At 66.6% G+C, this 13236-nt stretch carries 16 protein-coding genes; 9 read left to right on the forward strand and 7 right to left on the reverse strand.

Annotation, left to right across the window (positions count from 1 at the left end; translation table 11 throughout):
• Positions 1–4: 4 nt before the first annotated feature.
• Together gatC and C7T96_RS02300 are read right to left on the reverse strand one after the other, a co-directional pair.
• Complete coding sequence (gene gatC, locus C7T96_RS02295; RefSeq protein ID WP_106569535.1) at positions 5–292, reverse strand: Asp-tRNA(Asn)/Glu-tRNA(Gln) amidotransferase subunit GatC; 288 nt, start codon at positions 290–292, stop codon at positions 5–7.
• Positions 293–404: 112 nt separating this feature from the next.
• Complete coding sequence (locus tag C7T96_RS02300; protein ID WP_106569536.1) at positions 405–1112, reverse strand: metal-dependent hydrolase; 708 nt, start codon at positions 1110–1112, stop codon at positions 405–407.
• An 84-nt stretch (positions 1113–1196) separates the two neighbouring features.
• Here C7T96_RS02300 and ruvX point away from each other — a divergent pair, with 84 nt between their 5' ends.
• The gene (gene ruvX, locus C7T96_RS02305) at positions 1197–1682 is read left to right on the forward strand and encodes a Holliday junction resolvase RuvX (RefSeq protein ID WP_106569537.1); all 486 of its coding nucleotides are present in this window, start codon (positions 1197–1199) and stop codon (positions 1680–1682) included.
• Here ruvX and C7T96_RS02310 read toward each other — a convergent pair.
• Both C7T96_RS02310 and C7T96_RS02315 read right to left on the reverse strand, forming a co-directional pair.
• Complete coding sequence (locus tag C7T96_RS02310; RefSeq protein ID WP_106569538.1) at positions 1649–1960, reverse strand: DUF6105 family protein; 312 nt, start codon at positions 1958–1960, stop codon at positions 1649–1651. The two genes, ruvX and C7T96_RS02310, sit on opposite strands and share 34 nt — an antisense overlap.
• Positions 1960–2541 carry a hypothetical protein gene (locus C7T96_RS02315; protein ID WP_127598399.1) on the reverse strand — a complete coding sequence of 194 codons (582 nt, stop codon included), beginning with the start codon at positions 2539–2541 and terminating at the stop codon, positions 1960–1962. Before C7T96_RS02315 ends, C7T96_RS02310 begins: the two co-directional genes overlap by 1 nt.
• Positions 2542–2727: 186 nt before the next feature.
• Between C7T96_RS02315 and C7T96_RS02320 the strand changes: the two genes are divergently transcribed.
• Complete coding sequence (locus C7T96_RS02320; RefSeq protein WP_106569540.1) at positions 2728–3666, forward strand: AEC family transporter; 939 nt, start codon at positions 2728–2730, stop codon at positions 3664–3666.
• Here C7T96_RS02320 and C7T96_RS02325 read toward each other — a convergent pair.
• Positions 3648–5276: an acyl-CoA dehydrogenase family protein gene (locus C7T96_RS02325; RefSeq protein ID WP_106569541.1), complete on the reverse strand. Its 1629-nt coding sequence runs from the start codon at positions 5274–5276 to the stop codon at positions 3648–3650. The genes C7T96_RS02320 and C7T96_RS02325 overlap by 19 nt on opposite strands.
• A gap of 273 nt (positions 5277–5549) precedes the next feature.
• Between C7T96_RS02325 and C7T96_RS02330 the strand changes: the two genes are divergently transcribed.
• From C7T96_RS02330 to C7T96_RS23800, 5 genes are all read left to right on the forward strand, one after another.
• Positions 5550–6512, forward strand: coding sequence for an aspartate carbamoyltransferase catalytic subunit (locus C7T96_RS02330; protein ID WP_106569542.1), 963 nt, complete (start codon positions 5550–5552; stop codon positions 6510–6512).
• Positions 6509–7792 carry a dihydroorotase gene (locus tag C7T96_RS02335; RefSeq protein WP_106569543.1) on the forward strand — a complete coding sequence of 428 codons (1284 nt, stop codon included), beginning with the start codon at positions 6509–6511 and terminating at the stop codon, positions 7790–7792. Before C7T96_RS02330 ends, C7T96_RS02335 begins: the two co-directional genes overlap by 4 nt.
• Positions 7793–7822: 30 nt before the next feature.
• On the forward strand, positions 7823–8437 hold the full coding sequence (gene plsY, locus C7T96_RS02340) for a glycerol-3-phosphate 1-O-acyltransferase PlsY (RefSeq protein ID WP_106569544.1): 615 nt from the start codon (positions 7823–7825) through the stop codon (positions 8435–8437).
• Complete coding sequence (gene dprA, locus C7T96_RS02345) at positions 8437–9567, forward strand: DNA-processing protein DprA (protein WP_106569545.1); 1131 nt, start codon at positions 8437–8439, stop codon at positions 9565–9567. The genes plsY and dprA overlap by 1 nt, the downstream gene beginning before the upstream one ends.
• 143 nt (positions 9568–9710) lie before the next feature.
• Positions 9711–10619 carry a hypothetical protein gene (locus C7T96_RS23800; RefSeq protein ID WP_146149128.1) on the forward strand — a complete coding sequence of 303 codons (909 nt, stop codon included), beginning with the start codon at positions 9711–9713 and terminating at the stop codon, positions 10617–10619.
• Here the strand turns inward: C7T96_RS23800 and C7T96_RS02355 are convergent.
• A protein-coding gene (locus C7T96_RS02355; RefSeq protein ID WP_245414041.1) for an IS630 family transposase occupies positions 10564–11510 on the reverse strand; the annotation gives its coding sequence in 2 pieces (ribosomal slippage) (positions 10564–11171 and positions 11171–11510; 948 coding nt in all). The genes C7T96_RS23800 and C7T96_RS02355 overlap by 56 nt on opposite strands.
• Before the next feature lie 52 nt (positions 11511–11562).
• Between C7T96_RS02355 and C7T96_RS02360 the strand changes: the two genes are divergently transcribed.
• On the forward strand, positions 11563–11829 hold the full coding sequence (locus C7T96_RS02360) for a hypothetical protein (protein WP_106569547.1): 267 nt from the start codon (positions 11563–11565) through the stop codon (positions 11827–11829).
• A gap of 2 nt (positions 11830–11831) precedes the next feature.
• The gene (locus C7T96_RS02365; protein ID WP_106569548.1) at positions 11832–12296 is read left to right on the forward strand and encodes a hypothetical protein; all 465 of its coding nucleotides are present in this window, start codon (positions 11832–11834) and stop codon (positions 12294–12296) included.
• A 211-nt stretch (positions 12297–12507) separates the two neighbouring features.
• On the opposite strand, the gene C7T96_RS02370 is transcribed toward C7T96_RS02365, so the two are convergent.
• Positions 12508–13161, reverse strand: a complete 654-nt coding sequence (locus C7T96_RS02370) for an OmpA family protein (RefSeq protein ID WP_106569549.1) — start codon at positions 13159–13161, stop codon at positions 12508–12510.
• Between the last annotated feature and the right edge of the window lie 75 nt (positions 13162–13236).

A 13236-nucleotide genomic window follows, 5' to 3' on the forward strand; every position in this document is an offset into this window, starting at 1 on the left:
GGCGCTACTCGACGACCTTCGGAACCAGGAAGAAATTTTCCTCCGAGGCCGGCGCGTTGGCGACCACGTCCTCGGCGCGGTCGCCGTCGGTGACGACGTCGCGGCGCTTTTTCATCGTCATCGGAATCACCGAGGTCATCGGCTCGACGCCGCTCACGTCCACCTCGTTCAACTGCTCGACGAAACCCAGGATCGTGTTGAGCTCGCCGGTCATGCGTTCGGCCTCCTCGCCGGTCACGGCGATGCGGGCAAGGCGCGCCACGCGTTTGACGGTGTCGGGATCGACGGACATTCTGTTCTCCTCAACGGACCTGAGCCGCCCGCCTCGCGGCGCACGGCACCAGCCGCGCTATAGCCGTCGGCGCCGGCCGGTGCAACCGCGTGCGCCGGCGCCGGAACGGCCGTTAAAGCTGCACCGCTTCGCCGCTCTGCGGCACGACGACCTTGACCCCGGACCCGTCCATGCCGGCGACGAACTTGTCCGGCGTCTGGTCGATGACCGGGAAGGAGCCGTAATGGCACGGGATCACGGTCTCGAACTTGAAAAAGCGCTGGCAGGCGAGCGCGGCCACCGCCCCGCCCATGGTGAAACGGTCGCCGATCGGCACCAGGCCGACCTGCGGCGCGTGCAGCTCGTTGATCAGCGCCATGTCGGAAAAGATGTCGGTGTCGCCCATGTGATAGAGCGTCTTGTCGTCCGGGAAATGCAGCACCAGGCCGGCCGGGTTGCCCAGATAGGTGTTGGTGCCGCCCTCGCCGCCGAAGGACGAGGAATGCAGCGCGTTGACGAAGGTGGTGGTGAAACCGCCGCAATCCACGGTGCCGCCGTGATTGCCGGGGTTGATCTTGCCGTCGTCGACGCCCTGGCCGACCAGATACATGCAGATCTCGAAATTCGCGACCAGCATCGCGCCGGTCTTTTCCAGGATGGCGAGTGCGTCGCCGACATGGTCGTTGTGGCCATGGGTCAACAGCACGTGGCTGACCCCTTCGCTGACATCGTCCACGGTTGCGTTGCAGGACGGGTTGCCGGTCAGGAACGGGTCGATCAGGATTGTTGCCCCGCCCGCCTCGACGCGAAACGCCGAATGACCGTACCAGGTGATTTTCATCGAACCTCTCCACTATGACTATGATTGTCGCGCCGCTTAGGGTTTAGACCATGATGGCGCGCGGAGAAAAGGAGGCTCGGCCCGATGCCGATAATTTCGATCGACGACCTGCCCGCCGCCCTTTCGCCGGGGCGCACGCTCGCCGCGCTCGATCTCGGCGAAAAGACGATCGGGCTCGCCGTGTCCGACAAGAGCCTGTCCTTTGCCCATCCGCGTCAGGTGCTGGCGCGGGGAAAGTTCACCCGCGACGCCGAGGCGCTGGCGCGCGCCTTCGCCGCCGACGATGTCGGCGCGGTGATCATGGGCCTGCCCATCAACATGGACGGCAGCGAGGGACCGCGCGCGCAGGCAAGCCGGGCCTTCGTGCGCAACATGCAGCGGGTGAGCGTGCTGCCGTTCGTGTTCTGGGACGAGAGACTGTCGACGGTGGCGGCCGAGCGCGCGCTGATCGAAATGGACGTGTCGCGCAAGAAACGCGGCGGGCGCATCGATTCGGCCGCGGCCGCCTTCATCCTGCAGGGCGTGCTCGACAGGCTTCAGGCCCTGGGCGCGGCCGCTTCCTGCGGCTGAGCGGCGCGCCGGGCCGCGATCCAGGCGGCGATCTTTTTCCTGCGGCGGAAGGCCAGGATGCCGAAGATCAAGAACGTGTCGACGATGCAGGCGCGGGCGATCAGCACCGGCAACTGGTCCGGCGCGATCCCGGTGATCTCGCCATAGATCGAAAAGACATGGTCGTAGAGCACGCGGCTGAAAAACAGCATGCCGAAATTCCAGTCATTATAGGCGAGCAGGAACCAGGACCAGAACAGTCCCATCGGCACGGCCCAGAATCCCAGGATGTAGCGCATCAGCTCTGCCGTTCCCCGCCCGCCTCGGAGCGTCCTGAGAGTTTCGAAAGCATGGAATTGTGGGCCGCGCCCAGCGCCATCAGGCGCACGGCCGGCTGCTGCGACAGGCCGTCGGGATGGGTCTGCGGGCTGGGCATGGCGGCTTCGGCGGCACGGCGCGCCTCCGCGCGCATGGCGATATAGGAGACTGTCAGCGCGGCGACGTGGATCGAGGCGGCAACGAACGCGCCCTGCCCGCCGATCGCGGCACCTGCCGCCATCAGCACCATCATCATGCCGGTTCCCGCGCCGAAGGCCAGCCGCGCCAGCTCGTCGGCATCGCGCGTGCCCTCGGCCCTTTCAAACAGCGCCGACAGGAGGGCCCAGACGAACAGCACCGCGGCAAGGATCAGGCCGAAAGCGAGCACGCTGGCGTAAAACGGCGAATCGATCGGCGTCGGCCCGGCCACCCTCGGGTCGATATCGAGCGCACGATGGACGAGCGCGGCCGCGCCGCCGTCATCGGTGAGCGCGATAAAGGCCAGGGCGCCGAAAAAGGCCGACCAGAAGGCCAGAACAAAAAGGCAGAGAATCTTCTTCATCGTCATCCGTTCCGTCCCGGCACAGTGCCGGGCCGGCCGCGCGGCCGCAACGCAAACCAATTGTTAAGGTTAACGGCGACGGTGGCGCGCGTATCGATCGGGACGGGCCCGCCCGCCGGCGGGCGTTTCCATTTCGCGATCAACCTCTCTAAAAGCCGGGGATACCCACCGAAAGCCCCTGCCCCCATGCTCGCCACCTTCGAAAGCACCCTGCCGATCTTTCTGCTTCTGGTCGCCGGCAATGTGTTGCGCCGGCTGCCGCTGGTCGACGAGGCGGCCTGGCCGGGGCTGGAGAAGCTCGGCTTCTGGTTCCTCTATCCCGCGCTCCTGTTCGTCACCATCTTGAACGCCGACTTTGCCGGCCTGCAGCTCGACGCCATGATCGCCGCGCTGATCCTGTCGATCGTGGCGATGGGCGCGCTGACGCTGGCGCTGTGGCCGGCGCTACGCGCCCGCGGCCTGGCGACGGCGCCGGAATTTTCCTCCATCTTCCAGACCTCGGTGCGCTGGAACGGCTTCATGGCGCTGGCGATCGCCGAGCGCATCTTTCCCGCCGCCGGCGTTGCCGTGGTCGCGCTGGTGATGGCGGCGATCATCATTCCCATCAATGTCCAGTCGGTGGTGGTGGTGACGCGTTTCGCCGAGCGCGGCGCGCCGTGGGGTTATGTCGTGCGCTCGATGGCGCGCAACCCGTTGATTCTGGCCTCGGCGGCGGCGCTCTTGCTGCGTGTCTTGCCGTTCGAGCTCTACGGCCCGCTCAACCAGACCTTCGATCTGGTCGGCCGCGCCGCGCTGGGCATGGGGTTGCTGACGATCGGCGCCGGCCTGCGTCCGGCCGACCTGCTGCGCCTGCGCGTGGCGGTCTGGGTGCCGGTCGTCTTGAAACTCGCCGTCTATCCCGCGCTGCTGCTCGGCCTGGCGATACTGTGCGGCGTCACCGGGCCGGAGCTGCGTTATCTGGCGCTGTGCGCGGCGGTGCCGACGGCGATGAACGGGTTCCTGCTGGCGCGCCAGCTCGGTGGCGACGCAGAACTCTACGCCACCGTCACCACGATGCAGACGGCGGTGTCGTTCCTGTCGATCCCGGCCGTTCTGGCGGCGGCCGACTATATCGGCTCGGGATAAAGCGTATCGACGATCATGCGCGCGTCGTGGCGGGCATCGAGCATGCCGTAGGTGCTGCGCCACTGGCCGGCGAGCCGCGTTTCCACGAAGGCGTCGGCGATGTGGCCGGCGCCCAGCCGGCGCAGTTCGGCGGCCGCGGCGGCGAGCGCGAGCTGCTCGGCCAGGATCCGGCCCGCCCCCTCGTCCGAGCGCGCCACGCCGATCGCCGCCCGCAGCACCTCGGTCGTGCCCGGCCCACTCGGCCCCAGATCGGCGGCGATGCCGTCGAGAACCGCTTCCAGCAGGCTCGGCGCCTGCTGGATCACCCGCAGAAGGTCGAGCGCCATGACGTTGCCGGACCCTTCCCAGATGGCGTTGATCGGCGCCTCGCGGTAATGGCGCGCCAACGGCGCCTCTTCCACATAACCGTTGCCGCCCAGACACTCCATCGCTTCGTAGACGATGCTCGGGCAGATCTTGCACACCCAGTATTTGACCACCGGCGTCATGGCGCGGGCAAAGGCGGCCGCGCCGCGATCCTCGGCCGCCTCGTCGAAGGCGCGGGCCAGGCGGAACGACAGCGCCGTCGCGGCGGCGACGTCGAGGGCGAGATCGGCCAAAACGCGAATCATCAGCGGCCGCTCGACCAGCTTTTCGCCGAACACGGCGCGGTGCCGCGTATGGTGCACGGCCTCGCTCACCGCCGCGCGCATGATGCCGGCCGAGGCCAGGGCGCAATCGAGCCGGGTCATGGTGACCATGTCCATGATCGTGCGCACGCCGCCGCCCGGCTCGCCGACCAGCTCGCCGATCGCATTGACGAACTCGACCTCCGAGGAGGCGTTGGAGCGGTTGCCGAGCTTGTCCTTCAGGCGCTGGAAGCGGAAGCCGTTGCCCTCGCCGCCGCCAAGCAGCCGCGGCACCAGGAAGCAGGACAGGCCTTCCGGCGCCTGCGCCAGAACCATGAACGCGTCGCACATCGGCGCCGACATGAACCATTTGTGGCCGGTGATGCGGTAAAACCCCTTGCCGACCGGTTCGGCCTTGGTGGTGTTGGCGCGCACGTCGGTGCCGCCCTGTTTTTCCGTCATGCCCATGCCGAGCGTCAGGCCGGCCTTTTCCACCGGCGGACGGTGCGACTGGTCGTATTTGCGCGTCGTGACGCGCGGCGCCCATTCGCGAAACAGTTTTGGCGAGGCCATCAGCGCGGCCAGCGAGGCGCTGGTCATGGTGATCGGGCACAGATGGCCGCATTCCAGGCCCGCCGTCATGAAAAAGCGCACGCCGCGCACCTGGTGGCGCTGGCCGGTCTCGGCCTGGCCGTTCTCCCAGATCGAGGCATGCAGCCCGTTGGCGACCGACCGGCGCATCAGCGCGTGAAAGGCGGGGTGGTACTCGACCTGGTCGAGCCGGTGGCCGTAGCGGTCGTGGGTGCGCAGCCGCGGCGCTTCCGAATTGGCCAGCCGCGCCAGATCCTGCGCCTCGGCCGACAGCGCGAAGCGGCCGACGGCGTCGAGATCCTTGCGCACTTCGGCGGAGAAATCCTCGCAAAGCTGCACCAGCAGCGGGTCGCCGCGCCAGGCATTGGCGCCCGACAAGGGCGGAGGCTGGTTGGTCACCTCATGCGTCAACGACGAATCCCCTTCATATGCGGCGCGGCGCGCATGGCGCCGTTGACCCGGTCGCCTGAACCCGACCGTCGCCCCGGATCGGACGGCGCTTTGCGGATTCGCGACACCGGTCAGGCTGTTATAGCGTAGGCATCGTCTTTTACGCGAACACTATTCCGTCGCCAACGCAAGCCCGCCCCGCCCCCTTCCCGGTCGATTCCCTGGGGAGAAGCCGTCGGCGCGGCGGCGGCGGCTTGCGGCAGGCCGCGCCCGGCCCTATAGCAGCGCCTTGAGATGACCCAGCACCCGGCCCTTCCGCTTTACCCGCACCGCCATCTGTTGGGCATCAAGGGGCTGTCGCCGCAGGATATCGAGCTGCTGCTCGACCGGGCCGACCGCGCCGTGGCGATTTCGCGCCAGCCGGAAAAAAAGACCTCGAGCCTGCGCGGGCGCACCCAGATCAACCTGTTCTTCGAGGCCTCGACCCGCACCCAGTCCTCGTTCGAGCTCGCCGGCAAGCGGCTCGGCGCCGACGTCATGAACATGGCGGTGGCCAGCTCTTCGGTCAAAAAGGGCGAAACCCTGATCGACACGGCGATGACGCTCAACGCCATGCGGCCCGACATCTTGATCATCCGCCACGGCTCGGCCGGCGCGGCCGCGCTTTTGGCGCAAAAGGTCGGCTGCTCGGTGGTCAATGCCGGCGACGGCGCGCACGAACATCCCACCCAGGCGCTGCTCGACGCGCTCACCATCCGCCGCGCCAAGGGGCGCATCGCCCGCCTGACGGTGGCGATCTGCGGCGATGTGCTGCATTCGCGCGTCGCCCGCTCCAACATCATCCTCTTGAACGCGCTCGGCGCGCGCGTGCGCGTCGTCGCGCCGTCGACGCTGCTGCCGGCCGGCATCGCGCGGATGGGCGTGGAGGTGCATCGCTCGATGGCGGAAGGCCTCGCCGGCGCCGACGTGGTCATGATGCTGCGGCTGCAGCGCGAGCGCATGGCCGGGGCGCTGGTGCCGTCGGTGCGCGAATATTTCCGCTATTTCGGCCTCGACGCCGAAAAACTGGCATGCGCGGCCGAGGGCGCCTTGGTCATGCATCCCGGCCCGATGAATCGCGGCGTCGAGATCGCCTCCGAGATCGCCGACGGCCCGCAAAGCGTGATCGAGGAACAGGTGGAGATGGGGGTCGCGGTGCGCATGGCGGTGATGGAGGCGCTGCTCGACCCGCGCCGCAACCGGGACGAGGCGGCATGATCACCGCCTTCACCAACGCACGGGTCGTCGATCCGTCGCGCGGCCTCGACGAGCCGGGCACGGTGATCGTCGACGGCGCCGTGATTTCCGCCGCCGGCGCCGAGGCCCGCAACCAGGGCCTGCCCGAAGGGGCGAAAACCGTCGATTGCGGCGGCCACGTCGTCATGCCCGGGCTGGTCGACGCCAGGGTGTTCGTGTCCGAGCCGGGTGCCGAGCACCGCGAAACCATCGCCTCGGCAAGCGCGGCGGCGGCGGCCGGCGGCGTCACCTCGATCGTGATGATGCCCGACACCGACCCGGTGATTGACGACGTGTCGCTGGTGGAGTTCGTGCTGCGCACGGCGCGCGACACGGCGATGGTCAATGTGTGGCCGGCCGCCGCCGTCACGCGGCGCCTCGACGGGCGCGAGATCACCGAATTCGGCCTGCTGCGCCAGGCCGGCGCGGTCGCGCTGACCGACGGACGCCGCACGATCGCCAACGCGCTGGTGATGCGCCGCGCGCTCACCTATGCGCGCGATTTCGGCATCGTGCTGGCGCATCACACCCACGATGTCGACCTCGCCTCGTCGGGGGTGATGAACGAGGGCCTGTTCGCGAGCTGGCTCGGCCTGCCCGGCATCCCGCGCGAGGCCGAGGTGATCCCGCTCGAGCGCGACCTCTATCTGGCGCGGCTGACCGGGGGCGCCTATCACGCCGCCGCGATTTCCACCGCCCTGTCGGCCAACGCCGTCGCCCGGGCCAAGAACGACCGCGCCGACGTGACGGCGGCCGTGACCGTCAATCATCTTTCGCTCAACGAGCTCGATATCGGCGAATACCGCACCTTCTTCCGCCTGTCGCCGCCGCTGCGCGCGGAGGAGGACCGGCTGGCCATGGTCGAGGCGGTGCGCGACGGCACGATCGACATGATCGTGTCCTCGCACGATCCCCAGGACGTCGACACCAAAAGGCTGCCGTTCGCCGACGCGGCCGACGGCGCCATCGGCCTGGAAACGCTGCTGGCGGCGGCGCTGCGGCTTCACCACAATGGCGAGGTGCCGCTCCTGCGCCTGGCCGAGCTTCTGTCGAGCGCCCCGGCGCGGCGCTTCGGCCTGCCCGGCGGGCGGCTCGCGCCCGGCGCGCCGGCCGACCTGATCGTCGTCGATCTGGACGCGCCGTGGATCGTGCGCGAAAATGACATAAGCTCCAAGTCCAAGAACACCGCGTTCGAGGGCGCGCGCATGCAGGGCCGGGTCTTGCAAACCATGGTGGCAGGCCGCACAGTGTTTGCAGCCTGACATCGGGCGCTGCCCCTCACAGGAACCGTCATGCCCGACCCGATCAGCTGGCAATTGGCCCTTCCCTATCTCGTCGCCGCGCTCGTCTTCGGCTATCTTCTCGGCTCGATCCCGTTCGGCCTTGTGATCACCCGGCTCGCCGGCCTCGGCGACGTGCGCAAGATCGGCTCCGGCAATATCGGCGCCACCAATGTGCTGCGCACCGGCCGCAAGGGGTTGGCGGCGCTCACCCTGCTGGCCGACGCGCTGAAAGGCGTCGTCGCCGTGCTCGTCGCCGGGCTCTACGGGCCCGACCAGGCGGTCGCGGCCGGGCTCGGGGCCTTTTTGGGCCATCTGTTTCCCGTCTGGCTCGGTTTTAAGGGCGGCAAGGGCGTCGCGACCTATCTCGGCGTGCTGATCGCGCTCGCCTGGCAGGGGGCGCTCGCCTTCGCGCTTGCCTGGCTGTCGGTCGCTTTCCTCACCCGCTATTCCTCGCTGGCGGCGCTGGTCGCGGCGATCGTGGTGCCGGTCGCCCTCTACCTCACCAACCACGTCCAGGCCGCCGAACTGTTCACGCTGATGAGCGTGATCGTGTTTTTCAAGCACCGCGCCAACATCGCCCGCCTGTTCAAGGGCACCGAAACGCGCATCGGGGCCAAGGGGTAATGGCCGGCGGCGCTGGTGCCGGTCGCCTGAGCGACCGCCAGCGCCTCGCCTGGCTGCGCCTGATCCGCACCGACAATGTCGGACCGGCCACGTTCCGCGACCTGATCAACCGGTTCGGCTCGGCCGAGCGCGCGCTCGAGGCGCTGCCGGAGCTGATGCGCAGTGGCGGCGCGCGCCGGGTGGCGGTGTGCACGGTCGCGGCGGCCGAGGCCGAGATGGAGGCGACGGCCGCCTATGGCGCGCGCATGATCGCCGTCGGCGAACCCGACTATCCGCCGCTGCTGCGGGTGATGGAACATCCCGCGCCGCTGATCACGATGCTCGGCGTGGCGGCTGTGTTCGCCCTGCCCACGGTCGCCATCGTCGGCGCCCGCAATGCCTCGCTGGCCGGCGTCAAGCTCGCCCGCGCGTTTGCCGCCGCGCTCGGCCGCGAAGGCTACGCGGTCGCCTCCGGCATGGCGCGCGGCATCGACGCGGCCGCGCATGAGGGCGCGCTGTCGACGGGCACGATCGCGGTTCTGGCCGGCGGCATCGACAAGCCCTACCCGCCCGAAAATCGCGGGCTCTACGAGGCCATCCCCGTCCATGGCGGCGCGGTCATGACGGAAATGCCGTTCGGCTGGGAGCCGCGGGCGCGCGACTTTCCCCGCCGCAACCGGCTGATCGCCGGGCTCGCCCACGGCCTGGTCGTGGTCGAGGCGGCGCGGCGCTCCGGCTCGCTGATTTCGGCCAGGCTCGCCGGCGAGATGGGCCGGCTGGTCTTCGCCGTGCCCGGTTCGCCGCTCGATCCGCGCGCGGCGGGCACCAACGGGCTTTTGAAGGACGGCGCGCTGCTTGTCACCGACGCCGACGACATTCTCGCCCATGTCGCGCCGCTGCTCGGCCGCGCCGTCCCGCCGGCCGACGCGCTCGACGAACCGCCCGATTTCGCCGCCACGCCGCCGCCCGGCGACGCCGACCGCGCCCGGGTTGTCGAGGCGCTCGGGCCGACGCCGACCGGCGTCGACGACATCATCCGCCATACCGGCCTGCACGCCGCCCAGGTGTTCATGATCCTGCTGGAGCTCGACCTCGCCGGCCGCATCGAACGCCATCCCGGCAACCGGGTTTCGATGCTTTACGAGGCGTAGCGGTTCGCCGCTGCCTGCTCTACAACTTGCGTAAAATCCGGGGACTATTTGAGAAACGCCGCCGGTCGCGACTCCAGACCCTTTTGCCGAAACCGAATTGGTGTCATCATTCACTTGATTGGCGACATTCAATATTTCTATGATTGACATCAAAATACAAAACATATCATTCCGTAAGAAACTCAAAGCATCTTGAAATTTTTAATTTTCTGATTGATATTATTATCCGGACGATCCATTCGGTGAATGCCATGATCGGAAAAATACTTGCTTTCTCGGGGTTTTTGATGTCTGCCTTTTGCTCCCTCGGGTGGGCCGGAGAAACATGTGAAGGGCCTGAAACCGGGGGAGTGACAAGCGGTGGTTTCGATTTCACCTATGAGTCATGGATCAAGGAGCGGACGGACACTGGCAAATGGCGCTTCGAGAGATGCGTTCGCAACAGTCACGTCCGGCCGCTTTGGTTCACATGGAAATCGGCGGGATTTTCCGCAGGTGTTGTGAAAGGGGATGACGCTAGCCGAATCTATTTCGATGAAGTGCTTCAAGACAAGGACGACCGAGCAACGGAATTCTGGTATGGGCCACGCCCCGAAAAAATAGAGCCGACGACCGTGTTGCGACCGTCGGAGATCAGCTGGATGCCTGTTGACGGCGCGGTGGTCTGGAAGGCTCAGGTTCGCCAGTCTGACGGGCTGGTGCAGGCTTTCGCTGATAAGGAGCTGTTTGTCGGCTACCTCACACAGTCTGCCGCAGACGGGTTGTTGACCTTGAGCTCTGGGGGAAGAATTGCGGTCCCGGTGCGAGACGATGCGTTGTCGGATCTTGTTGATTCAGAAAGTCAGGTTACCAATGACGACTTCGTCTCCGTAAACGTGTCTATTGCCGAGATATTCTCTCTCGACGAAAATCAAGAGCCCGTCGCCCGCCTGAGGTTCGTCGCAAGCGTCGACGGTCCCGAGTTCTCCAGAATGCTTGAACTAGAGCAGATTCGACTTAATCCGGGTCATATCCGGCTGCCTCGAAATAGTGCCGGCATTCCTCGGCTGTGAAGGCGGATAGGCAATCGGCGACAACTGACCACAATTCGTCAACGGTTCTCGCGGCGGCCTTTCTGAGCAGGGCCTTGAGCTTGGAGAAGGCCATCTCGATGGGGTTGAAGTCCGGCGAGTATGGCGGCAGGAACAGGAGCCGCGCTCCGACCTTCTCGATGGCCTCGCGCACACGGCTGATCTTGTGGGCCGGCAAATTGTCCATGACCACGACATCGCCGGGGCGAAGCTCGGGCGCGAGAACCTGCTCGGCATAGGCCAGGAAGGCTGCACCGTTCATCGGACCGTCGAGCAGCATCGTTGCGGACATGCCGGACAGTCGCAGGCCGGCGGTGAAGGTGGTCGTCTTCCAATGGCCATGGGGAACGGCCGCTCGGCATCGCTCGCCGCAAGGCGCTCGCCCTCGCAGCCGGGCCATCTTCGTGGATGCCGCGGTCTCGTCGATGAAGATCAACCGCTCGGGATCGAGATCGAGCTGGCCGTCGAACCAGGCTATGCGGCGACGCAGGACATCGGGGCGCTGCTGTTCGGCGGCATGCGCCGACTTTTTTTGAACGTGACGCCGCGCCGGTCGAGGAACAGCCAGACTGTCGAGGGCGCAGCCCGCACGCCGCGCTCGGCGGCAAGGCGCTCGCCGATCTCGGCAAGCGTGATGTCCGGCGCCGCCTCGATCAGGCCCACAATGAAAGCCTCGTGCGCATCGAGCTTCGAGCGCGACGGCTGGCCCTGCTTGCGCGCCTCGGTCTCGCCAGTCTCGCGATAGCGGCGATACCAGGCCCCGGCCGTCGAGATCCCGATGCGGAAGCGACGCGCCGCCTCCCGCGTCGAAACCCCATCCTCGATCGCCGCAATCACCCGACCGCGAAGGTCGCCGCTCAGGCTCCTCGTCATCTTCACCTCCTGGCAAATCACCAGCGTCAGTGAATCAGACAAACACGACCGCGTGAATCCCAAAACCGACTCTGCGTTCTTCGAAGATGCTCTAGGCTACAAGCTGCCCGAAATCGTTCTGAGCACCGAGATGGAAAGCCTGACCAAGCGCTTGGGCTTGAGCGACCTCCAACTCTCCGAACCGAGACTTGTCGCGGAGGAGTCGTCTCCGGTTCCAGTCCTTTTCCCGGCGAAACGGACGGAAGGCGTTCTGGTCGTTGAATTCGGTGATGGCTTGGCCCGACTGGCGTTGCCGTTCGGAATGGCCAGCGGAAACTGACCATGGCGCTTTCAGTCAAGGAAGTCTTCGCGGGCTGGAAAATCTGGGGAATTCCCGCACTCGTTGAACTCTTGGCACCCTGGCAGGATGCCCTGACAGGGCTGAAATTGATCTCAGATTATTGGCAACCCGCATTGAACGCATTTTGTTCGGTGTCTGGTGCGCTGGGGGCAATGTTCGCGTATGCCTTCCTACATGACCAGCCAAGACGAACGCAACGCAGGTGGGCGCTGCGGGCTTTGTTGGTATTCGTTGCCACTTTCGCTGTATGCTTTGTCTTGAATATCAGGGTCGGAGTCGACTTTTTTCCAAGCTTGGCTATCCAATGGCTTGTTCGGGCAGCTTGGGTTCTTTCCTATATTGCGGTGTTTTTTTCATCCGGGCTTCTGATACTCGCGCTGCTCCTTGCGGGAAGCGGCGACCGCCCGGTTGGTACCGGCACGACGGAAAAAGCCGCCGGGGATTGATCAACTAGGTTTCGGCCGGTTGCGCGCGCCTGACCGCCGCAGACCACGGTCTCGCCGCCTGCTCCAGATGCCTGTTGAACGTCGGCGCGCTACCGGCAACCGGGTTTCGATGCTTTACGAGGCGTAGCGAATCCCTGCCGCCGGCGGCCATGAAAAAGGGCCGCGCGGAGCGGCCCTCTTGTCGTCGGAAAAAGCGCCGTGCGGCGCGGCGTCAGGTGATCGGCGCCAGGTGGATTTCCACGCGCCGGTTCTGCGCCCGGCCGGCCGCCGAGGCGTTCGAGGCGATCGGCTGGGTCTCGCCGAGGCCGACGATGGCGAAGCGGCGCGGATCGACGCCCTGGCCGCTCAGATAGCCGGCCACCGACGAGGCGCGGCGCTGCGACAGGTTCAAATTGTAATTGTCGTCGCCGGTCGAATCGGTGTGGCCGTAAACGTCGACAATGGTGCGGTTGTATTTCTTCAGCACCAGCGCCACCGAATTGAGCGTGCCGTAGAAGGCCGGCTTGACCGCATCCTGGTCGCTGTCGAAGGTGATGTTGGAGGGCATGTTGAGCACGATCAGGTCGCCCTGGCGGGTGACGCTGACGCCGCTGCCGCGCAAATCGGCGCGCAGCTGGGCTTCCTGCTGGTCCATATAGGAGCCGACGGCCGCGCCGGCGAGCGCGCCGATGCCGGCGCCGATCAGGGCGTTGCGGCGGTCGTTGCCGCCGGCCAGCGTTCCCAGGCCCGCGCCGGCGAGCGCGCCGAGCGCGACGCCGCCGGCGGTGTTGGAGACCTTGCGCTCGCCCGTATAGGGGTCGGTGGTGCAGGCGCTGGCCGCGAAGGCCGCGACAAAGGTGGCGGCCACGATTTTCTTGTTGATCATCAAAATCCCTCTCCTCGTCGACCGCCTGTGACGGTCGATGCTTCAAGTGTGGCCGGTACCGCCAAATTACGGCGA

Origin of the sequence: Nitratireductor sp. StC3 (assembly GCF_003015025.1) — a bacterium.
Classification (GTDB): Bacteria; Pseudomonadota; Alphaproteobacteria; order Rhizobiales; family Rhizobiaceae; genus Mangrovimarina; species Mangrovimarina alexandrii.

Bases quoted from the DNA above. Each gene is read 5' to 3' on its own strand.
- gatC (WP_106569535.1), bottom strand. From the start codon at position 292: ATGTCCGTCGATCCCGACACCGTCAAACGCGTGGCGCGCCTTGCCCGC.
- C7T96_RS02300 (WP_106569536.1), bottom strand. From the start codon at position 1,112: ATGAAAATCACCTGGTACGGTCATTCGGCGTTTCGCGTCGAGGCGGGC.
- ruvX (WP_106569537.1), top strand. From the start codon at position 1,197: ATGCCGATAATTTCGATCGACGACCTGCCCGCCGCCCTTTCGCCGGGG.
- C7T96_RS02310 (WP_106569538.1), bottom strand. From the start codon at position 1,960: ATGCGCTACATCCTGGGATTCTGGGCCGTGCCGATGGGACTGTTCTGG.
- C7T96_RS02315 (WP_127598399.1), bottom strand. From the start codon at position 2,541: ATGAAGAAGATTCTCTGCCTTTTTGTTCTGGCCTTCTGGTCGGCCTTT.
- C7T96_RS02320 (WP_106569540.1), top strand. From the start codon at position 2,728: ATGCTCGCCACCTTCGAAAGCACCCTGCCGATCTTTCTGCTTCTGGTC.
- C7T96_RS02330 (WP_106569542.1), top strand. From the start codon at position 5,550: ATGACCCAGCACCCGGCCCTTCCGCTTTACCCGCACCGCCATCTGTTG.
- C7T96_RS02335 (WP_106569543.1), top strand. From the start codon at position 6,509: ATGATCACCGCCTTCACCAACGCACGGGTCGTCGATCCGTCGCGCGGC.
- plsY (WP_106569544.1), top strand. From the start codon at position 7,823: ATGCCCGACCCGATCAGCTGGCAATTGGCCCTTCCCTATCTCGTCGCC.
- dprA (WP_106569545.1), top strand. From the start codon at position 8,437: ATGGCCGGCGGCGCTGGTGCCGGTCGCCTGAGCGACCGCCAGCGCCTC.
- C7T96_RS02365 (WP_106569548.1), top strand. From the start codon at position 11,832: ATGGCGCTTTCAGTCAAGGAAGTCTTCGCGGGCTGGAAAATCTGGGGA.
- C7T96_RS02370 (WP_106569549.1), bottom strand. From the start codon at position 13,161: ATGATCAACAAGAAAATCGTGGCCGCCACCTTTGTCGCGGCCTTCGCG.